Genomic DNA, 23422 nt, shown 5'->3' with positions numbered 1-23422 from the left:
AATCAGGCCAAAATGCGTTCAATTTCGCCGATGATTTCCGCGTCCAGTTTGATGCCTGAAGCTGCCGCGTTTTCTTTGACCTGTTCAGGACGGCTTGCTCCCACGAGCGCGCTGGACACGTTACTTTGGCGCAAAATCCAGGCCAAGGCCAGCTGCCCCACTTTGATCTCCAGTTTGTTCGCAACCTCGATGAGCCGATTCACTTTGGCGATCTTGTCGGCATTGATTTTGCCTTCGTCCCAACCCAGCTTCGCAGCCCGGCTGTTCTCCGGAATGTCGGATACGGACGTGTATTTGCCCGTCAGCAAGCCTTGAGCCAACGGCGAATATACCACTTGTCCGATGCCTTTGCGCTCGCCGAGCGGAATGATCTCTTTCTCAATGTAACGATCAAACATGTTGTATACGGGTTGGTTCACAACGATATGATCCAGCAGCAAACGATCTGCCGTGCCCAGCGCGGCCTCCATCTGCGCTGCCGTCCACTGGCTGACGCCCACGTACAGCACTTTGCCATGACGCACGAGATCATCGAGTGCACGCAGCGTTTCTTCGATCGGCGTCTCCTCGTGATAACGGTGGCAATAATATATATCTACATATTCAGTTCCTAACCGTCTCAGGCTGGCCTCGCACTGCTCCATGATGTGCTTCCGGGACAAGCCCTGGTCATTGGGGCCGTCGCCCATTTTGCCGAACACCTTGGTGGCCAGAACGTATGAATCGCGTGGACGTGCTTTTAGCGTCTGTCCAAGCAGCTCCTCTGCCGCTCCGCGCTCATACACATTCGCTGTATCGAAAAAGTTAATGCCCTCATCGAATGCGGTTTCAATGGAGCGAACCGCGTTCTCGCGTTCCACATACCCGCCATATGTCAGCCAGCTGCCAAGGCTGATCTCGCTTACTTTAAGTCCGCTTTTGCCCAGTCTGCGATATTCCATTGATTCTACATCCTCCTCATGCAATAGGTTATGGATAAAGTTCCCTTTCCATTTTACCGCACATTGCGCAAATAAACAGTCCAAAGTTGTCCATGAACCCAATAGGGTCATGTTCATAGGCGGCATCCATCTTCAAATTCGAAATTTTTTTATCCGTGCAGCGATGGGGAATACGGCTCCCGAGGGCGAGACAGTGTGATTATCCTCACACCCAAAAAGCCTATATATAGTTTATAAATAGGTAATGTTCATCTATATCTAGTATTCAACGACATAACTTTATAGATCAATGGATTATGGGAGGAATTTTGATATGAGTACGCTTGAACGCGTTGCCCCGCCGTCCCCGGACCTGCTGTCCGATCTCGGGCGGCGAATCATCGGTGCGGAGGATGCGGATACACTTCGGGAAAATGCCAACCTCAATGGCGATTCCTTCAGCGGAAAAATGAGCAGGCTCGGTTCGGAAACGGCGAAATGGCATGCCATGCGCCACGTACTGCCCCGGGAGCTGTCCGAAGCGGTGGAGAACGGCGATCTGTACGTGCACGATCTGGACCAATACGCGCTTGGAACGACGAACTGCATATTCATTCCGTTTGACCGGCTGCTCGCTTCCGGTTTCAACACGGGCAACGGCTCGGTGCGTACTCCGCAAACGATCATGTCGGCCATGGCGCTGGTTGCGATCATTTTCCAGTCCCAGCAAAACAGCCAATACGGCGGCGTCTCGGCCAACAAAATCGACTGGGACCTGGCGCCTTACGTACAGCGCTCCTTCCGCAAGCATTACCGCAAAGGACAGCGGCTGTTCGGGGAACAGGCCGCGATCGGGGACGAGCAGCTGCATCTGGATAGCGAGCAGGCACAACGCGCCTGCCCGAAAGCCTATGCGTTCGCCTGCGAAGAAACGGAGCAGGAGACGGGACAGGCCGCCGAGTCGCTGATCCACAATCTGAACACGATGAGCAGCCGGGCCGGCGGGCAGATTCCGTTCACGTCGCTCAACTACGGGCTGTGCACGTCCGCCGAGGGCCGCCTCGTTTCCCGGTCGCTGCTGGAAGCGACCATCCGCGGGCTGGGGAACGGCGAGACGCCTGTGTTCCCGCAGCATATTTTCCAGTGCAAGCAAGGCATCAACCAGGCCGAAGGAGAGCCGAATTACGATCTGTTCCGGCTCGCGATCACCTGCTCGTCACGGCGGATGTATCCCAATTTCGTCAATGTCGATGCCTCCTTCAACTTGCCGTATTACCGGCCGGAGGACCCCGATACGATCATTGCAACCATGGGCTGCCGGACGCGCACGCTGGCCGATCGTTTCGGGCGCAACCGCCAGAGCGGCAAAGGCAACCTGTCCTTTAATACGATCAATCTCGTTAAATTGGGCATTCGCTTCGGCATTTGCCAGGGCACTCGGGCCGTCGCCGACCGCAGCGGATTCTATGAGGCGCTCGACTCCGTTATGCGCAATGCGGTTCGCGGGCTGCTGCACCGTTACCGCATTCAGACCGGCCAGCCCGCCAAAGCGTCGGACTTCATGATGCGGGAAGGCGTATGGGAAGGCGGCGAACGCCTTGCGCCGGATGAACCGGTGGCCGACCTGCTGAAGCACGGTACGTTGTCCGTCGGTTTCATCGGGCTTGCGGAATGCATGACGGCGATGTATGGCCGCCATCATGGACAGGACCCGAGCATCCACCAGGAAGCGCTGAACGTCATCCGCACGATGCGGGAGTTCTGTGATCGCATGAGCGACGCCCATAACCTGAATATTACGTTGTTCGCAACACCTGCGGAGGGCCTTTCCGGCAAATTCACCAAAATCGACCGGGCCAACTATGGCCTGATCGAAGGCATCAACGATCGCGAATACTACACCAACTCGTTCCACGTTCCGGTCTACCACGCGTTGCCGGCCTATCGCAAAATCGAACTGGAGGCTCCGTTCCATGCGTTATGCAATGCCGGAGCGATCTCCTATATCGAGTTGGACGGCAATGTACGTGCCAACACGACCGCGTTTCAACGCATCGTGCAATTTGCCCTTGCCCAGGATATCGGCTACTTCTCCATCAACCACCCGATCGACCGCTGCACAGGATGCGGTTATGAGGGGGTCATCGGCGCAGTTTGCCCAGGCTGCCAGGCCCATGAGGATCAGGTACATATCCAGCGCTTGCGCCGGGTGACCGGTTACCTGACCGGGGACTATAAAGTGCGCTTCAATGCCGCGAAGCAGGCCGAGGTCCGGGATCGGGTGAAGCATAAATGAACCTGTTCGGCTATATCCCCGAATCGGTCAATGAGGGACCGGGTCTAAGGGCCGTACTGTTCATCAGCGGATGCCGCCATGCCTGCCCGGGCTGCTTCAGCCCGGACTCTTGGAGCTTTCGGGCAGGAGAGCCTTTTACGGCAGAGCGGCAGCGGCAGATTTTGCAGGAAATCGCGGACCATCCGCTGCTGGAAGGAGTTACGTTATGCGGCGGCGATCCTTTTTTCTCCGCAGCGGAATGCAGCGCATGGGTACGTGAGCTTCGTACTGTCAGGCCGGACCTTAGCGTGTGGGCGTATACCGGATTCGTCTACGATGAACTGATCGCCGACCCGGCAAGAGCCGAGCTTGCCCAGCTGTGCGATGCGATCATCGACGGCCCTTATCTGGCCGCAGAACGGGACATTTCGCTGCCTTACCGCGGCAGCCGAAATCAACGGATCATTGACGTAAAAGCCACCTTGGCCAGCAATCACATCGTTATAATGCAGACGGATGCATTGTAACGGTGTTTTTTTGTTTAATTATTGCATTGGCATAGCACCATTGATCCGCCCTGAACGAAACCAACCCCGACAGCTGAAACATTTTGGGCAAAAGACTGGTTACGCCGGAGGAACGGTAAGGACGGCAAAAAGGCAGAGCCCCTGACTGCAGGAGCTGCTGCCTTTTTGCCTCGGCATATGACGCCTTGATGATGAATAACCAAAAATTCGGTTATCGGATTTCGAAATAACTGATCCGCACACCGGCGGACAGCACAATGTATACATCGCGTTGGCCGGAAGCGCCTTGAAGCTCTGCCTTCAAGGTAGACCATTGCTGCGCTCCGCCCTTGGAAGCCTCCGCGCGTCCGGCAAGCGGGCCGTCCGGAGCATCCAGACGAACTTCGATTGCCGCATGGTCCAGCTCTGCCGATACGCGTGCTTCGAATGCGGCCGCACCGTTGCCCAGATCGGCATCTTTGAAGGCAATCCATCCCTGCTCGCCCGTAACACGTACGGCAGTGCCGCCTTCCTTGCTTTCATCCAGATCCACGCCGGCATATGCATCGTAATTTTCCGCACGGGTTGCTGCAGCCAGGTTGCGCGGAGGAATCGTTTCTCCATCCACGCTCAGATCGGCAACCAGCTGAATATCGGATGAGGATTTACCTACCATAATGGAGTAAGTCCCCGCCTCTACTACATAACGGTCCCGGGTTACATCCCAAATGGCAAGTTCCTGAACAGGCAGCGTGAAGCTGACTTTCACGGTAGCTCCAGCTTCGATATGAAGACGACGGAAGCCTTTGAGCGTTTTGAGCGGGCGTTTCACACGCGATTGGCCGGCACGAACGTACAGCTGCACCACTTCGTCGCTCGCCACGGACCCGGTATTCGTCACGTCCACCGTAACGGTTACGTTCTCTTCCGTTCCCGCACTTGCGGGGCTCAGCGCCAGGTTACTGTATTTAAACGGAGCATACGTCAGACCATGACCGAACGGATACAATACGTCTCCCTCGAAATACTGGTACGTTCTTCCGGATTGGATGATATCGTAATCTTTGATGTCGGTCAGTTGGTCGGCGGATTTCACCCACGTCATGTTCAGGCGGCCTGCCGGCGCATAGTCGCCATACAGCACGTCAGCGACGGCGTTGCCCAACTCCTGTCCGGCATGGGATGTGTACAGCACCGCTGGAATGTTCTCCTGTACCCAGTTCGAAGTGAACGGATAACTGCCCACAATGACCACGATGGTGTTTGGATTTGCCGCATGTACAGCCTCGACAAGGCGCTGCTGGGATTCTGCAAGATCCAGGCCGGGACGATCAATCTCTTCCTTGCCGTTCACGAGCGGATTGTTGCCCACGAACACGATAGCCGTTTCGGCTTCTTTCGCGGCAGCGACCGCTTCCTCCAAACCGTTCACGACGATCTCTTTCTTAAACGTTTGTTCCGCACCAAACGTCTTGATTTCTTCCGACACGGCGAAGGCATCCTGGCCGCCGTTCGGCGCAGTGACCGTTTTGCCGTTCCATGTCGTGAGGCCAACGCTGCCATCCTCTTGAGGCAACAGATGGAATACCTCTTTGACGAACCAGCCGTAAACTTCGTCCGCAGAAGCGGTTACTGTCTCTTCGTCCGTGGTGAGGTATTTATTGTTGCTCTCCGCCTGCAGCGTATAGCTGCCAAAGCCCCAATCGGTAAGCTTGAACGTTTCCGCTTGGCCGGAAGCGATGACAGGCGTTTTTTCCCCGTCTGCCAATCCTACGGCCTTGCCGTTTGCAATCGACGTCAGCGTGATCCGGTCGTCCCCGTCTTTGTACGTAACGTTGTCGATGCCGATTTTGCCCTGGATGGCTTCAAGCGGGGATACGCTGTAAGGCATCGTTCCTGCATACCAGTCGCGGTAAACCGTTCCGCCAAGCTGTCCGATGACGGCAACCTTGCCGGACTTGGTTTTGTCCAGCGGCAGCGTGCCGTTATCGTTTTTGAGCAACACCACTTGTTCTCTTGCCGCTCTGAGCGTCAATGCTTTGGCTTGCTCGGTCATCATGGCTTCTTCGCCGATGGAAGCGTACGGATTGCCTTCGGCCGGATCGAACTCGCCCAGGCGGAAACGAACGCGGAACGTGTTGAACAACGCACGGTCGATATCTTCCATAGTCAGCAAACCTTGCTCAAGCCCTTCGCGCAGCGCTTGTTTGGACAAATCCGCATCATCGGTAATGCTGTCGATGCCTGCCTTTACGGACTCCACCGTACCCGGTGTGTGGGAATCATAGTATTTATGATCGTTCTTGATGCCCATAACGTCCCCTGCATCACTGACGATAAAACCGTCCATGCCCCATTCGCCTTTGACGATCTCGTTCACGAACGGATGGAGCAGCGCCGGCGTGCCGTTAATGGAGTTGTACGCCGTCATCATCGACTGTGCGCCGCCCTCCTTGAACGGTTTCTCAAATGCTTTCAAGTAATATTCGCGCATATTGCGCGGATCAATGCTGGAGGAACCGCTGCCGCGATCCACCTCATTGTTGTTGGCCAAAAAATGCTTCAGCGTGGCAACCGCTTTATAATACTTCGGGTGGTCTCCCTGAATCCCTTTGACTAACGCTGTCGTCAGTTCCGCCGTCAGTTCAGGGTCTTCGCCGTAAGCTTCTTCGTTGCGTCCCCAGCGCGGATCGCGTTCCATGTCGACGGTAGGCGCCCACAGCGTCAAGCCGTTTACCGCCGGGTTGCGTTTGTAAAATACGCGTGCCTCATCGCCGATCACCGAACCGATCTCTTTCATCAGGTCGGTATCCCATGTGCAGGCCAAGCCTACCGGCTGCGGGAAGGAAGTCGCTTCGCCAAGCCATGCCAAGCCGTGGGCCGCTTCTGTTCCGTGTTTGTACGCAGCGATGCCGAGGCGTTCGACGGCAGGCTGATACTGCAGCATGGATTCGATTTTCTCGTCGTCGGTGAGACGGGATACCAGGTCTTTAACCCGTACATCCAGTTCAAGCGTCGTATCCTGGAAAGGATATTTGGTCTGGTTGGTCATATCGGAAATCTCCTTTTAAATAGCCATAGTTAATCAAGCCATGATAGCGAATACATTAACAATCTCCAATGAAGCTGTTACCACTCTGTTTTTTTGGTTTATAAAAATGGAGAATACCCCCTATTTACAAGGGATATCGTCTTCCCAGCCTTATAATAACCTATTTACTAAAACGGTTTCGGTATTCCTATCATAAAACATGTTCGTTAAAAAAAACAGGGGGCGACTCCAGGAAAATGTGAACATTACCCACAGGATATCCGCTTTGATCGTTTTTTTCCTAAATCGAATGGCAATCATGAATAAATGTGAGACCAGAATCACCAAACAGGAGGAAACCGAATGAACAGCAAACAGCATCCCCCTACCAGACTGCCTGAATTTCCTAACTCGCTCTGGAGAAGCACGCATACATTCCCGACCTTTCCGACGCTTGAAGAGGATGCAACCGCAGACGTTGCGATCATCGGCGCAGGAATTGCCGGCATAACGACCGCCTATTTGTTGGCCCAGTCGGGATTGAGCGTCATTGTGCTCGAAGCAGGCAAGGTACTGGACGGGACGACGGGACATACGACCGCCAAGGTGACGGCGCAGCATGGAGTGGTCTATAACGAGCTGCTGCAGCACTTCGGACATGAACAGGCACGCATGTATTACGACGGCAATACGGAGGCCATCCGTTGGATGCGAGCCTTGGTTCAGGAGAAACAAATCGATTGCCAATGGGCTGAAGAAGATGCTTATGTGTACATTCAATCCGAGGACAATTTGAAAAAGATGGAGTTTGAGCTGACCGCCTACGACAAGCTGGGGATTTCCGGCGATTGGGTCTCCTCCCTTCCCGTATCGGTCCAATCCAGGGCCGGCATACGCATGCCGGGGCAAGCGCGCTTCGATCCGCTGGCGTACTTGCATTATTTGCTCGATGAAGCCGTGCAAAATGGCGTCCGCTTCTACGAAAAAACCACGGCAACGGACGTGGAGGAAGATGCGTCCCTGCATGTGCGGACTTACAACGGTTCGTCCGTCACCGCCCAGCATATCGTCGTGGCATCCCATTTTCCCGTATATGATCCGGGCTTTTATTTCACACGCCTGCATGCCGAGCGCTCCTATGCCATTGCAGTCGAGCCCGGGAAGCCATACCCCGGAGGGATGTACATTTCGGACGACGAACCCAGACGTTCGCTCCGTGCGGTCATGCATGAAGGCAAGGAGCTCATCGTGTTCGGGGGAGAAAACCACAAAACGGGCCAAGGCATCTGCACCTTCGGCCATTATGAAAATCTGGAACGTTTCGCGGAGGATACGTTCGGCATCGTCAGCATTCCTTTTCGCTGGTCGGCCCAGGACCTGGTCTCGATCGACAAGGTACCTTACATCGGCCCAATTACAGGGCGACATGAGCGCGTATACGTCGCTACCGGGTTTGCCAAATGGGGCATGACGACCGGTACGATGGCTGGCCATATCCTTGCCGACCGCATCACCGGACGGGACAATCCCCATGCGGCCATATTCGATCCCGCACGGTTCAAGGCCGATCCCGGATTGAAAAACATCGTGGTCGAAAATGCCAACGTCGCCAAAGAGCTGATCTCCGGCAAGGTTGGCCTGACACATGCCACCGCAGACCAGTTGGGGACTGACGAAGGATCCGTCGTCCGTCACCAAGGCAAACGCGCCGGAGCTTACAAGGACCACAGCGGCAAGCTGTTCCTTGTAGATACGACCTGTACCCACCTTGGCTGCGAGGTGGAATGGAATGAAGGCGAGCGTACATGGGATTGCCCGTGCCATGGTTCGCGATTTGATTACACCGGCAAAGTCATCGAAGGCCCTGCCACGCAGGACCTGCCCGCACTTGAAACACCGCAATAACGTTTGAATACGGCATCGGCTTTAAGGACCTGGATCGAAATCCGTCTCAGGGCGGAGGTTATCGATTCAGGTTTGCCGTATGCTGTTTTAGGGGGAACCCGCACTGCCTCTCAAAAGACGTTTACATGCGTAAAATCATGTTCCAGAGCCCATTTTAATTCACTATCTTGCATTATACAGTACCTGATGGTATCATTGTTTCTGTACTACTGAACATTACACAATAGTAAAAAAACATCGAATTCAAGGAGGGACCTGCGTGAACGTGAACATCCAGTTCAAAAAGGGAGTTCTGGAACTGTGCGTCCTGGTGCTGATTCATCGGCAGGACCGTTACGGCTACGAACTGGCACAGGCGGTCTCCAGACATATTGAAGTAGCTGAAGGCGCGTTATACCCGCTATTGCGCAGACTCGTCAACGAAGGCTACTGCACCACTTATCTGCAGGAATCGAGTGAAGGTCCGCCCCGGAAATATTATAAGCTGTCCGATGCAGGACGCGACTACATGAGGACGCTCTCGAGCGAATGGAACGAATTCGTGCGCAATGTGTCAAATCTATTGGAAGAAGGGAACCTGAATGAATAGACAACAATTTATGCAGGCGATGGAGTTTCATTTAAGGCCGATGGATCCGTCGGAACGCAATGAGCTGTTATCGGACTATGACCAGCATTTCGAGCAGGGGCTTCAGGAAGGAAAAGCCGAAGAAACGATCGTGTTCGAACTCGGTCAGCCCGAGGAACTCGCGCGTGAGGCGCTGGGCGACCGTTATGCGGCCGCGCCGTCAGCGCCAGGCTATGATCATTTTGACTATCCACCCCCGCCTTACGGATCGCCGGCCCGACATCAGAGCAGCAGCGCGGCACGCACCCTTTTTACAGGCATCGGACTGATTTTTCTGAATCTCATTCTCGGCATTCCTCTCGGCGCCACCCTTTGGTCCATCTGGCTGGCCATTGCCAGCCTGTCACTGCTTATGCTGGCTCCCATCGCTGCAGCAGTCGACTTCGTTTATTTCAATCATCTGGAGATGGCCGAAATTTTCGTAGCCGTTGGCGTATGCGGCATAGGCATGTTGTTTGCGCTGGCAGCCAAATGGTTGTTCAACGGATTTGCCGCCACAACAGCCGGGTACATCCGCTGGAACCTTAAAACATGGAAAGGAGGGGCTTAATCCATGACGGTCAAAAAATGGGTTACTGCTGCGCTTGTATTCATCCTCATCGGAATCATCGGTACCTCGGTATACGGGTTTCAGTTCGGAGATCAGCGGGAAGCATACTCGAAACGCTGGGAATTTCAGAACGACCAGCTGCAGCGCCTGATCCTGGATGCCCATTTTGACGGGGGTATCCGGTTTATCGAAAGCCCCGATGCAAACGGCTATATCGAAGTTAATGGAAAATGGGATCCAGCCACCGTCGAAAGCTTCAAGAAGGCTGCATTATCGAATGGGACCTTCGTTCTTTCCGATACGGAGCACGCAAGTTTCCAATTTTTCAACCTCTACTGGGAGGATTTGAAATCAACGATGACCGTTGCCCTGCCTGCGGGACACCATTTAAACGAAGTCAAAATCAGCTCTTCCTCCAGCGATATCGAATTGCAAGGGCTAAACGCCCAAACGCTTGAGCTGGACAATACGTCAGGAAGCGTCGGCCTCAAGGACATCCATGCGCCGAACATTCGGCTCGACCTGACCTCGGGAGATATCAAGGCATCCGGGATCCAGGGCGACGTGGACGTATCCCAGACATCGGGCAGTTTGCAGATTGAAGGTTTGACCGGCGATCTGCATAGCTCCATCCAATCCGGCGACACCCGTGTAGCCGATCTCCATGGGACGGCTAACGTTCAATTCACTTCAGGCAACGTCGACATTGAACAGGCGACGGCAGGGTCGATCGACGTATCGGGCCAATCCGGCGACGTCCGCATTCAGGCCGCAGCCGATTTTGCCGGCGTATACGACACTCGGGCCACCTCGGGGGACATCACCACGCCCGACTCGCCAATGACGAGCAGCGACGTAATTAAGGTTCGTACGACCTCAGGCAATATCAAAATTACCCAATAAGGCTTCTCCGAATGGAATTGGGCTGGTGACGAAGCGAATTTCCGATCCTTGGGTAATATAGTATAATCAAAGGCCAGTCCAATTTTAAAGGAGGATTCCTGCATGGAATTGAAAAACAAAACAGCTATCATCACCGGCGCAGGCAAAGGCATCGGACGCGCCATCGCGGAGTCTCTAGCCAAAGAAGGCGTTCACCTCGGGCTCATCGCCCGCACGGCATCCGACCTGGAAGCTCTGCAGCAATCCTTGAGCGAGACGCATGGCGTGAAGGTCATCATCGCGGTGGCCGACATTTCCGATCGCACGCAAGCCGAGGCGGCCGTTGCTGCCATCGAAACCGAGCTTGGCGCCGTGGACATCCTGATCAACAATGCGGGCATCGCCAGCTTCGGCACGCTGCTCGATATGGATCCTGAAGAGTGGGAACGCATCCTGCACGTCAACGTGATGGGTACATACTACGTTACACGCGCAGCTTTGCCTAGCATGATCAAGCAAAGCAGCGGAAGCATCATCAATATCGCTTCCACTGCGGGCGAACGCGGCTTCGCAACAGGTTCGGCCTATTGCGCATCCAAATTCGCGCTGCTCGGCATGACCGAATCGCTGATGCAGGAAGTCCGCAAATCGAACATCCGGGTAACCGCCCTGACGCCAAGCACGGTGAATACCGAGCTGGCCAGCAATGCAGGGTTGAAAATCGGCGACGAAGACCGCATGATGCAGCCGGAGGACGTAGCCGAGCTGGCCTTGGCCACCCTCAAGCTGTCGGATCGCGTTTTCGTCAAAGCGGCCGGCATCTGGACGACCAACCCGCAATAAGCGGCAGTTCGGGTCAATTCGGACATGGCATGCTGTAGAAAATTGTTCTCCCGACTTCATTTGGATAACACAAAAACCACGGGTACGCGGTACCTGTGGTTTTTGTGTTTGATGTTGATGCGTAAAATCAGCTAGAAAGAGCAGCGGGACAGTCCGCTACGTTATCAAGCATCGTTTGAAGGCCGCATATCAGCGCTTCACGCGCTCCTACCTTAATGCTCCCCGAGCCGATCCAGATCCAGTTCCTTGGACACGGCGATCAGGATCACCGCAGTCTCTGCGCCAACATTCGTGACTTCGTGCGGCACGACCGCATTCCAGCTGAACGAATCGCCCGCCTCCAGCGTTTCCCCGTCCTCTCCCTGCTCGGCACGAATCGTGCCCTGCAGCACGAGATGACTTTCTTCCCCCGCATGTTTGCTCATCCCGGTCGAGGCTCCCGGCGGCAGCTCCACAATGGACATGCGCATCGCTCCTTTGGCCGTCAGGTGCTGCACTTTGACTTGCCCGTCCCCCGCAGTCGTCTCTTTTCGCTCGTTTTTCCGCACCACGTTCATCCGCTGCTCGGGCGTGAGCAGCAAATACGGCAGCGGCACGTCCAGATAATCCGCAATGCTCTCAAGCGTTGCTATGGACGGCGAGGTTTTGTTGTTTTCCACGTTGCTGATGAAACCTTTGGATAACCCTGTTCCTTCGCACAGCTGCATGATCGTGATTTGCTTCTGCTTGCGGATCGTACGAATCGTTTTGCCAATATCCATGTCGCTGCGTGTTCCTCCTTACATTCAGTGCCTGGCTCGCTTACTCGTTATCCTCCTGATAGAAAACAATCCGGTTGCCGGATGGATCAATCACTTTCATTTCCCTGAGGCCCCAAGGCGTATCCGTAATACCCGGTCTGGAATGCTTGTGCTCCTGCCGGTTCAAAGACTCGCATAACCCATCCAAATCCGTCGTTTCGATGCGCACGGCAGCTCCCGGGGTGCAATCTCCATAATGCCCGGACAAATGAAGCACGATGCCATCCAGCGATACCTGCATGTACAACGGCAGATCCTCTTCGAAGCGATGTTCCCAATCCACCTTGAAACCTAAATACTCTACGTAGAACGATCTGGCCTGCTCCTCATCGAATATACGAAGGATGGGCACTATTCCTCTCAGCATTCGCTTCACTCCTCTGATCAAGATGGCGATACAGAGCCGGATCGAACCAGCCGACTTTATTTCTTGCATAAGGATTCCCTATACGTAACATATTTTCATAATACAAAAAATATGTTGACCCAACAATGCGATCATGCTACATTTCGTTCATAAATAAAGATATTTGTTTTCTATTGGTGAACTTTATAAAGGTACGAAAGGACTGAATGCACGATGATGCCTTCCTTGTTTATCGCCCATGGCGCGCCTTCCCTTGCACTGGAGGACAACGCATATACCGGATTTCTGCAAGGCCTTGCCGGACAACTCCCCAAGCCAAAAGCCATTGTGCTCTTCTCGGCACACTGGGAATCCGGAACACAACTTGTATCTTCAGTAGCCCGGCATGACACGATCTATGATTTCGGCGGTTTCCAGCCCGAACTGTACCAGATCAAATATCCTGCCCAAGGACATGCCGAAACGACCAAAGATGTCCTGCATTTATTTGCCAAAGCAGGCATCGAAGCGAAAACAGATGAAATCCGTGGACTTGATCATGGTGCCTGGGTCGTGCTCCGCCTGCTCTATCCGGATGCCGACATTCCGGTCGTGGCCCTGTCGGTGAACCGATACTTGTCCAATGAAGAGCAATACAAAATCGGCCAGGCGCTGGGTGCGCTCCGTGAGCAGGACGTGCTCGTGATCGGCAGCGGCGGCACCGTACACAACCTTCGCCGATTGAACTGGGAAAGCAACGGCGTGGACCCATGGGCCATGGAATTCGATGACTGGCTGCAAGAAAACGTCTCCGCTTGGAACACCGGTACGCTCTTTGCCTATGACACGCTGGCTCCATCCGCTCATGCGGCGGTACCTACGCCGGAGCATTTCGTGCCGCTCCTGCTGGCGATGGGTGCAGGAGATCGCAACCGACAGGCTTCTCTGCTGTTCAGAGCATACCAATATGGCAATCTAAGCCTTTCCTGCTGGAAATTCGACTAAACTTGTTTGTTTCAGAGACAGCTCATTTAGTGTATTGATGGTTAGCAGATCGGTCGGATATGACCTTTTTTGCATAATGCTGCCTTAAGTAAAGCACGCTATAATAACATTTAGTGGAAATGCACATGCTTTAACCAAGCGCACTGCCTTTTGCCATCTAATACATTATTGGGAGGAACATTCAACGTGGTTGAACAACCGAAATCGGAGAGCCTGATGTCTCTCGTCAAAAAAGGAAACACCTCCTCGGCGACGGCGATGGCAGGTAATGCGGTGCTTGCCCTCTGCAAAGGAGGAGCGTTCCTGCTCAGCGGAAGCGGAGCGATGTTTGCGTCGGCCATGCACTCGCTTGCAGACGCCATTAACCAAGGGTTCGTGTTTGTCGGGAGCGTATTGTCCGAGAAACAGCCGACGCGCCGCTTCCCGACCGGATTCGGGCGGGTCATCAACATTTTCTGCATGATCGCCGTCATCGTGGTGACCATCATGGCGTACGAGACCATCCATGAGGGCATTCATCTGCTGCAGCACCCGGCAGGCCACTCGGGCGGACTGTGGATCAACATCGGCGTGCTTCTGCTCAACATCCTGATCGATGGAGCCATTCTCATCAAAGCGATGAAAGAGATTCTGGTGGAAGCACGCGCGCCCAAAACCAGCGGTCTCGGACTCGTTCCCGCAGCGATCAAAAACGTGGGACGCGCCGCCCCGCCTACTCGCCTTGTATTTTATGAGGACGTGGTAGCCGTGTTGGGCGCAACGCTGGCGCTCATCTCGGTGGTAGTTATTGCACTGACGAATTTCGCCTTGCTCGACGGCATCGTCACGACGCTGATCGGCTGCCTTATGATTGCCGTGGCCTTCCGCGTCGGATTTGACAACATGATCGGGCTCATCGGCGTGGCCGCCCCGCAAGACGTTGAGGACAAAGTAACCCGGACGATCCTGGCCGATTCCCATGTTGCGGATATTCAAATGATGCGCATCATTCAGGAAGGCCGCTACTATCATGTCGAAGGTCTGATCGAGCTGACCAAAGGGCTGACGCTGGCCGATGCCGACGACATCAAATTCCGGATTCAGGAGAAGCTGATGACCGATCCCGATATCGCGGATGCGGCCATCTCGATCATCGAAGATGACGGCGTGAACACCTGGGGCAAAAAACAAGCCGAGATCGTAGAGCCTTAACACAAAATTAAATGCGGCAGGCATACAAGATGAACGAAGAACCTAGACTTTGGTCTAGGTTCATTTTAACTCCACAGACCGAGGATCGCATTTTCCAGCTCATGGTATGCTGTATGTAATGAAACAGAGGAATCCGTGACCAACCAGATCATTGATCCCACGATGCAGAGGAGAGATCGTATGTCTAAACGCGCTATTCTGGCGCCCGTGCTGATTTTGCTGGGCGTCTACCTGATGCTTAACCAGGGAGGTTCCCTCGGCCCAGGCACCATTTTCGCCACCTTCTGGCCCACCTTGTTTGTTATCCCGCTAGGACTGTTCTTTCACTGGCTCTACTTCTCCATGATCGGCAGGGGGGTCGGCCTGCTCGTTCCGGGCGGGATCCTGTTAACCGCGGGCATCGTCAGCCAGATCGCCATGCTGTTCGGCAACTGGGGCACGATGTGGCCGGGTTTCATCCTGGCCGCTGCAGTCGGTCTGTTCGAGCTGTACTGGTTCGGCGGCCGCAATCGCTGGCTGCTTATTCCGATCAACATCCTGCTGGTGCTGTCCTTGCTGTTCTTTGCAGTGATGTCGCTAGGCAATATGCTCAGCAGTCTGTCCTTCATTCAGCCATTCGTGGCAATCGGACTTATCGTGCTGGGTTCATGGTTTATTCTCGGCCGCAGCAAAAAACGGATGTAAAGGGTACGGAGAGCGTACCATGGCTGCGTGCGATAGATGCACGAACGGCTATTGCAACGCAAAAACCCCCGTTTGCCCAGGCACGTCATGTGCCCGGCAAACGGGGGTTTTTCATGGCATAAGGTGCGATTTGACCGCGAAGCGGGCAACGCGCCTTTATTTGCTGTGCATTTTAAACTCAAGGAACAAGTCGTTGTAGTGGGACAGCATTTTTTTGCCCAGATTATCGTATACTTCCAGCTTGCCCGTCAGCGTCTCGTCAGGATAGAAGCGCTCATCCCCGGAAATATCCTCTGGCAGCAGCTTCAAGGCCTCGGCATTCGGCGTGGAATAACCGACATACTCGGCGTTGCGGGCCGCATTCTCGGGATCAAGCATAAAGTTGATGAACTGGTGTGCCCCGTCGATGTTGCGGGCTGTCTTCGGAATAACCATGTTGTCGAACCACAAGTTCGAGCCTTCTTCAGGCACCACGTAATCCAGCTTGTCGTTTTCGTCCATGATTTCGGAAGCGTCTCCCGACCACACGAGGCCTACGGCCGCCTCTTCATTGGCAAGCAGCATTTTGATCTCGTCTCCGACAATCGCCCGCACGTTCGGCGTTAAGGTGGACAATTTGGCCAGAGCCTGCTGCAAGTGGTCCTCATTGGTGTCGTTCAAGGAGTACCCCAGGCTGTTCAAGCCCATGCCGATGACCTCACGAGCGCCGTCGAGCAGCAAAATCTGGTTTTTGAGCCGGGAATCCCACAGATCGTTCCAGCTGTTAAACGTCAGCCCGTCGACCAACTCGGGATTGTACACGATGCCGACCGTTCCCCAGAAGTACGGGATGGAATAGCGATTATCCTCATCGAACGACAGGTTAAGGAACCGGGGATCGATGAATTTGAGATTGGGCAGCTTGTTGTGATCGAGCGGGACAAGCAGGTTTTCTTCCTTCATTTTGCTGATCGCATATTCGGAAGGGATCGCCACGTCGAAGGTGGTTCCTCCCTGCTCGATCTTCGTCAGCATCGCCTCATTGGAATCAAAGGTCTGGTAGATGACCTTGATGCCCGTTTCCTCTTCAAATTCGGTCAACAGATCGGGATCGATATAATCGCCCCAGTTATAGATCGTCAACGTGTTGCCGCCGGAATACCCCTGGCTTCGGTTCAAGTAAGATGCCAGGATCATCAAGGCAAAGGCCGCAATGAATACCAGCGCAAACGTCCGTACCAGCTGTTTCATGGGCGCAGCCCCCTTCCGGCAGGCGTTTTCGCGGCGCGGCGGTTAATGAAGTAATACCCGATCACCAGCAGCACCGTCAGCAGGAACAGCAATGTGGACAGCGCATTGATGGACAGGGATACCCCTTGTCTCGCCCTGGAGTAAATCTCCACCGAAAGCGTGGAATAACCGTTGCCCGTCACAAAGAACGTAACCGCAAAGTCATCCAGCGAGTAAGTCAGCGCCATGAAAAATCCGGCGAAAATGCCTGGTTTCACGTAAGGCAGCACCACTCGCGTCAGCACCTGCCACGAGCCTGCGCCGAGGTCGCGTGCCGCGTCCATCAGCGTTGGGCTCATCTCCTGCAGCTTCGGCAGTACCATGATGACCACGATCGGCACGCTGAACGCAATGTGCGAGAGCAGGACCGAAGTGAATCCCAGCTTGATGCCGATCATGGTGAACAGGATCAGGAACGATGCGCCGATAATGACGTCCGGACTAACGATCAGCACGTTGTTCAGCGAGAGCAACGTATTTTTCGTCCGTTTGCGACGTACATGATAGATCGCCAGCGCTCCGGCAATGCCGAGAATCGTTGAAATCGCCGAGGACAACAACGCGATGATGAACGTGTTCAGCACGATGATCAGCAGCCGCGTATCCGCGAACACTTCCCGGTACCACTCCAGGGTGAAACCCTCGAAGTTCCGCATATGCCCGCCGCTGTTGAATGAATAGAAAATCAGATATGCAATCGGCGCGTACAAAATCAGAAACACGATCGTCAAATACAGGTTAGACAGCTTTCCGTTTCTTCCCACCGCGCACCTCCTTCCTGCCAGATCCGGTCAGAAACATGATGACTGCCATCGCAATGATCAAAAAGACGGCAATCGTCGAACCCATGCCCCAATCCTGGGTGACGAGAAAATGCTGCTCGATCGCCGTCCCCAGCGTAATGACCCGATTCCCCGCGATCAGACGAGTGATCATAAACAGGGACAACGCCGGAATGAAGACGGCTTGGCAGCCGGATTTCACGCCGCTCAGCGTCAGGGGAAAGATGACCCGGCGGAACGTCAGCCAGGACGAAGCCCCCAGATCGCGGGCCGCATAGATCAGCGACGGATTCATTTCTTCCAGCGCATTGAAGATCGGCAAAATCATGAACGGAATAAAAATGTAGACCGACACGAATATGAAACTGAAGTCGGTAAACAAAATTTGCTGTGTGCCGATGCCGACCACTTCAAGCAGGGAATTGGTCAGCCCGTATGTTCCGAACAGGCCGATAAAGGCATATGCCTTGAGCAGCAGGTTGATCCAGCTCGGCAGAATGATCAGCAGCAGCCATAACTGCTTGTGCTTGGTCCGTGTCAGCAGGTAAGCCGTCGGATAGGATACCAGCAAAGAGAACACGGTGATCAAAAACGCGTACCAGAACGAGCTGAGCGTCATCTTCATGTACACTGGCGTAAAAAATTCGGCATAGTTGCCGAGCGTAAAATTCCCTTCAACGTCGAAGAACGAGTAATACACCACGAGCAGCACCGGGGCAACGACGAACAATACCATCCATATGACATAGGGAATCAGATACGCATTGCGCGTGCTCGCCTTAGTCTGCATGGGTTGCCTCCTGGTAGGATTCCAGGCGTTTGTCGAACTCTTCTTCCGTCTCGTTCAGGCGCATGACGTGAATGGCCTCCGGATCAAAATACAATCCGATTCGTTCTCCCACCGTAGCCTTTTTCGTCGAATGCACAAGCCACTCGTTGCCGGCGTCGTCATAGCTGGAAATTTCGTAATGCACGCCTCGGAACAGCTGCGAATCCACGCGCACCTTCAGCTTGCCCTGTTCCTCGGTCGTAATCTCCAGATCTTCCGGACGAATGACGATTTCGACAGGTTCGTCCGGCTGCAGCCCTTGGTCAACGCATTCATACTGTGCGCCCGCAAATTCAACCACGAAGTCCTGCTTCATCCGGCCAGCCACGATATTCGACTCCCCGATGAAGTCGGCCACGAAGCGGTTGATCGGCTCGTCGTAAATGTCGTTCGGCGTGCCGCTCTGCTGGATGAGTCCCCCGTTCAGGACAAAAATCTCGTCCGACATCGCCAGCGCCTCTTCCTGATCATGTGTGACGAAAATGAACGTGATCCCGAGCCGCTGCTGCAGCTCGCGCAGTTCGTACTGCATCTCGGTGCGCAGCTTCAGGTCCAATGCCGAAAGCGGCTCGTCCAGCAGCAAAATTTCCGGCTCGTTCACGATCGCGCGGGCGATGGCCACGCGCTGGCGCTGACCGCCCGACATTTCTCCGATCTCCCGGTTCTCATAACCGGACAGGTTGACGAATTTCAAAGCTTCCAACACTTTGCTGCGAATTTCAGCCGTTTTCATTTTTTTGATGCGCAAGCCAAAGGCCACGTTCTCGAATACGTTCAGATGCGGAAATAACGCATAATCCTGAAAAACGGTATTCACCTGTCGCTGATGCGCAGGGATATGGTTGATCAAGGCACCATTGAAGTAAATATTGCCCTGCGTCGGTTGCGCAAAGCCCGCAATCAGCCTTAGAATCGTCGTTTTGCCGCAGCCCGAAGGGCCGAGCAGCGTATAGAATTTACCCCGTTCGATCTCGAAGCTGACTCCCTTCAATACGGCATCATCGTCGTCGTACTGTTGAGTCACCCGTTCGAACCGGATAATCGGTTGTTGTTCTGACATGTCTCGCATCGCCCCCTTAATCTTGAGGTTTACCCTAAGAAACCTTATCCATTATACACGACTTTGGTTCAGCCATGTTTCGAATAAGGTTAATTTACCCCATTTTCTTAGGATTGGAAAGGCATTCCGGCACGGGCTGCCCCTGATGGGCCGGACTCACATACAGACCATAGGAATTCCAAAAATAATTCCAAAAATCGAATCGAACACACGTTCCCAAAAGGTATAATATGGTATAATGGATGGGACAAAGCATCCGGTGGTACTACGTCACGGCGAAGATGCCCTGAGAGGGGGTGACGCTGTGTCGCTTGATCTTTTGGTGAAAATGCTGGACGTGCTGCTCAAACTGGTCGGTATTTCGGCCGGTTTGCAAACGTTAATCGGTCCGCGGAAGAAAACACGCAAAGTCAAGAAAAACCACCGGCAATAGGTTGGAGCCCCACCCGGTGGTTTTTCAGTGAAGTGTCGAAATCTCGCCGTGGTTGCCCACCGGCCGACTTTGTCAACATCCGCGATGTTCCCGCATCGCGGATGTTTTATGCTGCTACGGTTCTTATAGCACCAGTATACCACAATCGAAACGATGGGAACCATTTCAAAACCGATCTCGACCGCGCCGTTGATGCCAGTATTCTGATTTGGCCGATTGACGCATATGATGTCGGGGATATGTAAATATGTGTGCAAGGGAACGGTCTGAACGCATGGAGTGAATTTCCGTACTGCGGAAAGGAGGCACCTATGGATCTTCGCCGTAATTTGCCGTTATTAATCGTGGTCTGTTTTCTCAGCCAGATGGGAGGATTCATGATTCTCCCCCTGTTTCCGCTGTTTATTGATGGATTGGGGTTGTCCAGCTGGACGATGGGAATCATCTTTGCCATGTTTTATGTCGGGAAAGTCATCGGAGGCGTGCCTGCTGCCGGGTTGTATCGAAAAACGGGAGGCAAAACGTCGCTCATCCTCATGCTGCTGATGCTCGCGCTCTGCATGGCCGGCTTCGCCATGGCCTCCTCGGCCCTGCTGCTCGGCCTGCTGCGGCTGCTGCAAGGGCTTGCTTCTACCGGGCTTACCGTCACGGTGCGTTCGATCATCGGTGATGGCGGCAGCGAGCACAATCGCGGGCTGTACAATGGCTATATCAGCAGCAGCGAGGGTGGCGGCATGGTGCTCGGCCCGGTCGTCAGCGGCTGGCTGGCGCTGCATTTCCCGCCTTCCGTGCCCTTTTGGCTGGTCACGGTTTGCTGCCTGGTCGCCATGCTTGCCGCCATGGCTATACGCAACACAACAACAAGTTCTAAGGCTGACGCCGGATCATCGTCCAAAGTGGACGCTGCGATGCTACCCGCCGCCGCTTCCCCGTCCCCTCCCTCCTTTACGGAAGCCGATAAAGACACCCAACGGACTGGACTCCGCGGTGAACTTACACCCGGCCAGCAGCTGTTCGGTTATAGCCTGGTGCATTTTCTGGAAATGAGCGCATATGCCGTCTTCTTGACCTATTTTGCACTCTATGCGACCCATATCATGCAATGGAACTCCTTCTCCATCAGCCTGGCCTTTACGGTCGTAGGCATTTCAACCTTGGCCGCAGCGCCGCTGGCAGGTTATCTCTCGGATCGCATGGGAGACCGCCTGCTGCTCTGCATGCTGGGCATGCTGTTCATCGGGGTGGAGGTCGCTGTGTTCCTGACGACATCGTCGTATGTCTGGGTATATCTCGGCATGCTGATCGGCGGAGTCGGCGGGGCATGTTATATGGACTCCTTTTTCGCGCACATCGGCGATCATATTCCGGAGACTGGCCGCAGTGAAGCCATCGGCAAAATCGTCTCGGCCGCAGAGATCGGCTCCATCGTCTCTCCGTTGATTGCAGCGCTGCTGGCGGAAGCCGGATCGCTGTACGCCGTCTTTTGGTTCAACCTCGCACTCATAGGTGCGGCGATCACCGTGCAAGCCTTCATGCGCAAGCAGCATCGCACCGAACATTTGTCGTCCGAGAATGCACGCAGCAAACAATAAAATTTGACTCAAAGGAGACCAAAATCCGTCCTTCTTGAATGGATCATCAGCCATTTTGAATGAGCGCGGCGATTTGCCCTGCGTGCTCGGCTATTTTGCTGCGCAGAAAGGGATCTGTCTTCTCAGGCAAAGCCGACGGATGGAAAAACATCGCTTCGAGAACTTCCACCCCATCCGGCCTTAGTTCACCCTCGTATTCGGTGCAGACGTAGCCGATCACCACATTGGAGTACACGTGGCCGTTCCGCAGCTTGGTATATAAATCTTTGCCCGAAAACACGCCGTACAACCGCAGCCGCCCTAGCTCGATCCCCAATTCTTCCCTGACTTCGCGCATGGCGCATTCCTCGGCGGATTCGTCCAGTTCCATGCATCCCCCCGGCACGCCCCAAGTATCATCGACATGGCGCACCAGCAAAATTTCCCCGGCCGGATTGAGGATCAGCACACTTGGCCTTACCAGAATGAGCGGCGCATTGCCGATTCGTTCACGCAAAGACTCGACATATCCCATTTTCGGACATCTCCTTATTATGTGAAGTTATGGAGTAAGTATAGTTCCGGAAAATCACCCAATAAAGAGAAAAGAATAGAGAATACATTTCCTATTTTCAGTAAAAAAAGGCCCGTTCGCATCACCTTAGTGGGCAAACGGGCATTTCATCGGGGCGTCGCCAAAAGCTGCAGCTTGGCAGGAATACGCCTTCTCCTGATAAAAAAAATTGGGCTTCACGAGTTTGTTGCGATACGGCTTATGGAAAATATGCGTCGTTGCAGGCGACACAGGCGGAATAAGCCAAGTCCAGTCGCCGGTCAGCTCGCGTCCCTCCTGGGATTCCCGCTGCTCGAACAAGGCAAACTGCGAAGCCGCAGTGTGATGGTCCACGATGCTGACGCCCGCCTTCTTGAACGAATGCAGCACGGCTGCATTGAGCTCCACCAGTGCCCGATCCTTCCATAGCGTCGTTTCGCTCGACGTGTCCATGCCAAGCGCCTTCGCGACTTCAGGCAGCTTGTTGTACCGGAATGGATCGGCGAGATTGCGCGCGCCGATCTCCGTTCCCATGTACCACCCGTTGAACGGTGCCGCCGGATAGGAAATGCCCCCGATTTCCAGACGCATGTCGGCAATCATCGGCACGCCGTACCAGCGCAAGCCCAAATGGGCCATCTCTGGCCGGTCCGGATGCTCGATGCGCACTTCCACGATATCCTCCCCCGGCACCTCGAACCATTCGGGGTCCTGTCCATCCGATTGAATAATGATCGGCAACACATCATATGGGGTGCCCGCCCCTTGCCAACCCAGGGACATCGCCACTTCAGTCATCTCCACCGAAGCCGGGTCGCCCACGATGCCATTCTCCGTTTCGTATCCGGCATACCGGATCAACTGATGATTCCAGATCCGCAAGGGAGCGCCTTGAGGCCCTTCCGGCGCCATAACCGTGATCATCGGAATGACCTTGCCGCCATTCGATGCCGTCCGGATATGGTGAAGGATGGCCTCGGCTGCTTGAGCGGCCGTCTCGATCTCGCGCGCATCCACGATGCGCAGCTTGTCCCAGAACAGGCGGCCGATGCAGCGGTTGCTGTTCCGCCATGCCATTTTGCAGCCATGCTCCAGTTCTTCCTTCGTGTGCGTGTACATGCCTGTGGCCGCGATGTCGCCCAGCACGACAACAAGCCGGGCCTCCGCGACTTCGCGCGTGTGGCCCAGCTCTTCATAACATGTATATATAAACCGTTCCGCTTCCTGTTTCAGCTCTTCCGGGTCTGTCCGCATTGTCCATAACCACCCATCCATACGACTAGAATGCCATCATTATACGGCAAGCCCACCGGATTTGTAAGCGAACGGGCATTTTGTTCACGGACTCTACATATCGTT

22 protein-coding genes are annotated in these 23422 nt (G+C 54.4%); 12 read left to right on the top strand and 10 right to left on the bottom strand.

Going from position 1 to position 23422, the window contains the following annotated elements:
- Positions 1-2 precede the first annotated feature (2 nt).
- On the bottom strand, positions 3-941 hold the full coding sequence (locus RSX24_RS22650) for an aldo/keto reductase family protein (RefSeq protein ID WP_343261842.1): 939 nt from the start codon (positions 939-941) through the stop codon (positions 3-5).
- 313 nt (positions 942-1254) lie between these two features.
- Between RSX24_RS22650 and RSX24_RS22645 the strand changes: the two genes are divergently transcribed.
- Both RSX24_RS22645 and nrdG read left to right on the top strand, forming a co-directional pair.
- Complete coding sequence (locus RSX24_RS22645) at positions 1255-3216, top strand: anaerobic ribonucleoside triphosphate reductase (RefSeq protein WP_236413196.1); 1962 nt, start codon at positions 1255-1257, stop codon at positions 3214-3216.
- Positions 3213-3722, top strand: a complete 510-nt coding sequence (gene nrdG, locus RSX24_RS22640; protein ID WP_343261841.1) for an anaerobic ribonucleoside-triphosphate reductase activating protein — start codon at positions 3213-3215, stop codon at positions 3720-3722. Before RSX24_RS22645 ends, nrdG begins: the two co-directional genes overlap by 4 nt.
- A gap of 211 nt (positions 3723-3933) precedes the next feature.
- Here the strand turns inward: nrdG and RSX24_RS22635 are convergent, their stop codons facing one another.
- Positions 3934-6753: a glycoside hydrolase family 3 C-terminal domain-containing protein gene (locus tag RSX24_RS22635; protein WP_343261840.1), complete on the bottom strand. Its 2820-nt coding sequence runs from the start codon at positions 6751-6753 to the stop codon at positions 3934-3936.
- Positions 6754-7095: 342 nt separating this feature from the next.
- On the opposite strand from RSX24_RS22635, the gene RSX24_RS22630 reads away from it, so the two are divergent.
- From RSX24_RS22630 to RSX24_RS22610, 5 genes are all read left to right on the top strand, one after another.
- Complete coding sequence (locus RSX24_RS22630) at positions 7096-8637, top strand: FAD-dependent oxidoreductase (protein WP_339275070.1); 1542 nt, start codon at positions 7096-7098, stop codon at positions 8635-8637.
- A 259-nt stretch (positions 8638-8896) separates the two neighbouring features.
- The gene (locus RSX24_RS22625; RefSeq protein ID WP_339275072.1) at positions 8897-9226 is read left to right on the top strand and encodes a PadR family transcriptional regulator; all 330 of its coding nucleotides are present in this window, start codon (positions 8897-8899) and stop codon (positions 9224-9226) included.
- Positions 9219-9815, top strand: a complete 597-nt coding sequence (locus RSX24_RS22620; protein WP_236413204.1) for a DUF1700 domain-containing protein — start codon at positions 9219-9221, stop codon at positions 9813-9815. The genes RSX24_RS22625 and RSX24_RS22620 overlap by 8 nt, the downstream gene beginning before the upstream one ends.
- A gap of 3 nt (positions 9816-9818) precedes the next feature.
- A complete protein-coding gene (locus RSX24_RS22615) occupies positions 9819-10718 on the top strand; it encodes a DUF4097 family beta strand repeat-containing protein (RefSeq protein ID WP_343261839.1) in 900 nt (299 codons plus the stop codon).
- A 102-nt stretch (positions 10719-10820) separates the two neighbouring features.
- Entirely contained in the window at positions 10821-11540 is a 720-nt protein-coding gene (locus RSX24_RS22610; RefSeq protein ID WP_339275076.1) for a 3-ketoacyl-ACP reductase, read from the top strand.
- A 212-nt stretch (positions 11541-11752) separates the two neighbouring features.
- On the opposite strand, the gene RSX24_RS22605 is transcribed toward RSX24_RS22610, so the two are convergent.
- Positions 11753-12301 carry a helix-turn-helix domain-containing protein gene (locus RSX24_RS22605; RefSeq protein WP_343261838.1) on the bottom strand — a complete coding sequence of 183 codons (549 nt, stop codon included), beginning with the start codon at positions 12299-12301 and terminating at the stop codon, positions 11753-11755.
- A gap of 40 nt (positions 12302-12341) precedes the next feature.
- Entirely contained in the window at positions 12342-12707 is a 366-nt protein-coding gene (locus RSX24_RS22600; protein WP_343261837.1) for a glyoxalase superfamily protein, read from the bottom strand.
- 213 nt (positions 12708-12920) lie between these two features.
- On the opposite strand from RSX24_RS22600, the gene RSX24_RS22595 reads away from it, so the two are divergent.
- The 3 genes from RSX24_RS22595 to RSX24_RS22585 all read left to right on the top strand — a co-directional run bounded on the left by RSX24_RS22595 (position 12921) and on the right by RSX24_RS22585 (position 15566).
- Positions 12921-13691, top strand: a complete 771-nt coding sequence (locus tag RSX24_RS22595; RefSeq protein WP_343261836.1) for a DODA-type extradiol aromatic ring-opening family dioxygenase — start codon at positions 12921-12923, stop codon at positions 13689-13691.
- Between the two features lie 216 nt (positions 13692-13907).
- Complete coding sequence (locus RSX24_RS22590) at positions 13908-14882, top strand: cation diffusion facilitator family transporter (RefSeq protein WP_438286872.1); 975 nt, start codon at positions 13908-13910, stop codon at positions 14880-14882.
- 180 nt (positions 14883-15062) lie between these two features.
- Complete coding sequence (locus tag RSX24_RS22585) at positions 15063-15566, top strand: NfeD family protein (RefSeq protein ID WP_236413213.1); 504 nt, start codon at positions 15063-15065, stop codon at positions 15564-15566.
- Between the two features lie 156 nt (positions 15567-15722).
- On the opposite strand, the gene RSX24_RS22580 is transcribed toward RSX24_RS22585, so the two are convergent.
- Genes RSX24_RS22580 through RSX24_RS22565 form a run of 4 tightly spaced genes read right to left on the bottom strand, consistent with a single transcriptional unit; the run spans position 15723 to position 19506 of the window.
- Positions 15723-16796, bottom strand: a complete 1074-nt coding sequence (locus RSX24_RS22580) for an ABC transporter substrate-binding protein (RefSeq protein WP_343261835.1) — start codon at positions 16794-16796, stop codon at positions 15723-15725.
- Complete coding sequence (locus tag RSX24_RS22575; RefSeq protein ID WP_236413215.1) at positions 16793-17599, bottom strand: ABC transporter permease; 807 nt, start codon at positions 17597-17599, stop codon at positions 16793-16795. The genes RSX24_RS22580 and RSX24_RS22575 overlap by 4 nt, the downstream gene beginning before the upstream one ends.
- Entirely contained in the window at positions 17574-18407 is an 834-nt protein-coding gene (locus RSX24_RS22570; RefSeq protein WP_236413216.1) for an ABC transporter permease, read from the bottom strand. The genes RSX24_RS22575 and RSX24_RS22570 overlap by 26 nt, the downstream gene beginning before the upstream one ends.
- Complete coding sequence (locus tag RSX24_RS22565; RefSeq protein ID WP_236413218.1) at positions 18397-19506, bottom strand: ABC transporter ATP-binding protein; 1110 nt, start codon at positions 19504-19506, stop codon at positions 18397-18399. Before RSX24_RS22565 ends, RSX24_RS22570 begins: the two co-directional genes overlap by 11 nt.
- Positions 19507-19810: 304 nt before the next feature.
- Here RSX24_RS22565 and RSX24_RS22560 point away from each other — a divergent pair, with 304 nt between their 5' ends.
- Entirely contained in the window at positions 19811-19939 is a 129-nt protein-coding gene (locus RSX24_RS22560) for a hypothetical protein (protein ID WP_290371416.1), read from the top strand.
- A 311-nt stretch (positions 19940-20250) separates the two neighbouring features.
- Positions 20251-21531, top strand: coding sequence for an MFS transporter (locus tag RSX24_RS22555; RefSeq protein WP_343261834.1), 1281 nt, complete (start codon positions 20251-20253; stop codon positions 21529-21531).
- A 46-nt stretch (positions 21532-21577) separates the two neighbouring features.
- Here the strand turns inward: RSX24_RS22555 and RSX24_RS22550 are convergent, their stop codons facing one another.
- Together RSX24_RS22550 and RSX24_RS22545 are read right to left on the bottom strand one after the other, a co-directional pair.
- Complete coding sequence (locus tag RSX24_RS22550; protein WP_236413221.1) at positions 21578-22045, bottom strand: NUDIX domain-containing protein; 468 nt, start codon at positions 22043-22045, stop codon at positions 21578-21580.
- Between the two features lie 126 nt (positions 22046-22171).
- A complete protein-coding gene (locus RSX24_RS22545; RefSeq protein WP_343261833.1) occupies positions 22172-23317 on the bottom strand; it encodes a nitric oxide synthase oxygenase in 1146 nt (381 codons plus the stop codon).
- Between the last annotated feature and the right edge of the window lie 105 nt (positions 23318-23422).

It is taken from the genome of Paenibacillus hubeiensis (assembly GCF_032334105.1).
Classification (GTDB): Bacteria; Bacillota; Bacilli; order Paenibacillales; family Paenibacillaceae; genus Paenibacillus; species Paenibacillus hubeiensis.
The sequence above is the reverse complement of the archived record's forward strand: the minus strand, read 5'-3'. Positions and strand labels throughout refer to the sequence as shown.

Bases quoted from the DNA above. Each gene is read 5' to 3' on its own strand.
- RSX24_RS22650 (WP_343261842.1), bottom strand. From the start codon at position 941: ATGGAATATCGCAGACTGGGCAAAAGCGGACTTAAAGTAAGCGAGATC.
- RSX24_RS22645 (WP_236413196.1), top strand. From the start codon at position 1,255: ATGAGTACGCTTGAACGCGTTGCCCCGCCGTCCCCGGACCTGCTGTCC.
- nrdG (WP_343261841.1), top strand. From the start codon at position 3,213: ATGAACCTGTTCGGCTATATCCCCGAATCGGTCAATGAGGGACCGGGT.
- RSX24_RS22635 (WP_343261840.1), bottom strand. From the start codon at position 6,753: ATGACCAACCAGACCAAATATCCTTTCCAGGATACGACGCTTGAACTG.
- RSX24_RS22630 (WP_339275070.1), top strand. From the start codon at position 7,096: ATGAACAGCAAACAGCATCCCCCTACCAGACTGCCTGAATTTCCTAAC.
- RSX24_RS22620 (WP_236413204.1), top strand. From the start codon at position 9,219: ATGAATAGACAACAATTTATGCAGGCGATGGAGTTTCATTTAAGGCCG.
- RSX24_RS22615 (WP_343261839.1), top strand. From the start codon at position 9,819: ATGACGGTCAAAAAATGGGTTACTGCTGCGCTTGTATTCATCCTCATC.
- RSX24_RS22610 (WP_339275076.1), top strand. From the start codon at position 10,821: ATGGAATTGAAAAACAAAACAGCTATCATCACCGGCGCAGGCAAAGGC.
- RSX24_RS22605 (WP_343261838.1), bottom strand. From the start codon at position 12,301: ATGGATATTGGCAAAACGATTCGTACGATCCGCAAGCAGAAGCAAATC.
- RSX24_RS22600 (WP_343261837.1), bottom strand. From the start codon at position 12,707: ATGCTGAGAGGAATAGTGCCCATCCTTCGTATATTCGATGAGGAGCAG.
- RSX24_RS22595 (WP_343261836.1), top strand. From the start codon at position 12,921: ATGATGCCTTCCTTGTTTATCGCCCATGGCGCGCCTTCCCTTGCACTG.
- RSX24_RS22590 (WP_438286872.1), top strand. From the start codon at position 13,908: ATGTCTCTCGTCAAAAAAGGAAACACCTCCTCGGCGACGGCGATGGCA.
- RSX24_RS22585 (WP_236413213.1), top strand. From the start codon at position 15,063: ATGTCTAAACGCGCTATTCTGGCGCCCGTGCTGATTTTGCTGGGCGTC.
- RSX24_RS22580 (WP_343261835.1), bottom strand. From the start codon at position 16,796: ATGAAACAGCTGGTACGGACGTTTGCGCTGGTATTCATTGCGGCCTTT.
- RSX24_RS22570 (WP_236413216.1), bottom strand. From the start codon at position 18,407: ATGCAGACTAAGGCGAGCACGCGCAATGCGTATCTGATTCCCTATGTC.
- RSX24_RS22565 (WP_236413218.1), bottom strand. From the start codon at position 19,506: ATGTCAGAACAACAACCGATTATCCGGTTCGAACGGGTGACTCAACAG.
- RSX24_RS22555 (WP_343261834.1), top strand. From the start codon at position 20,251: ATGGATCTTCGCCGTAATTTGCCGTTATTAATCGTGGTCTGTTTTCTC.
- RSX24_RS22550 (WP_236413221.1), bottom strand. From the start codon at position 22,045: ATGGGATATGTCGAGTCTTTGCGTGAACGAATCGGCAATGCGCCGCTC.
- RSX24_RS22545 (WP_343261833.1), bottom strand. From the start codon at position 23,317: ATGCGGACAGACCCGGAAGAGCTGAAACAGGAAGCGGAACGGTTTATA.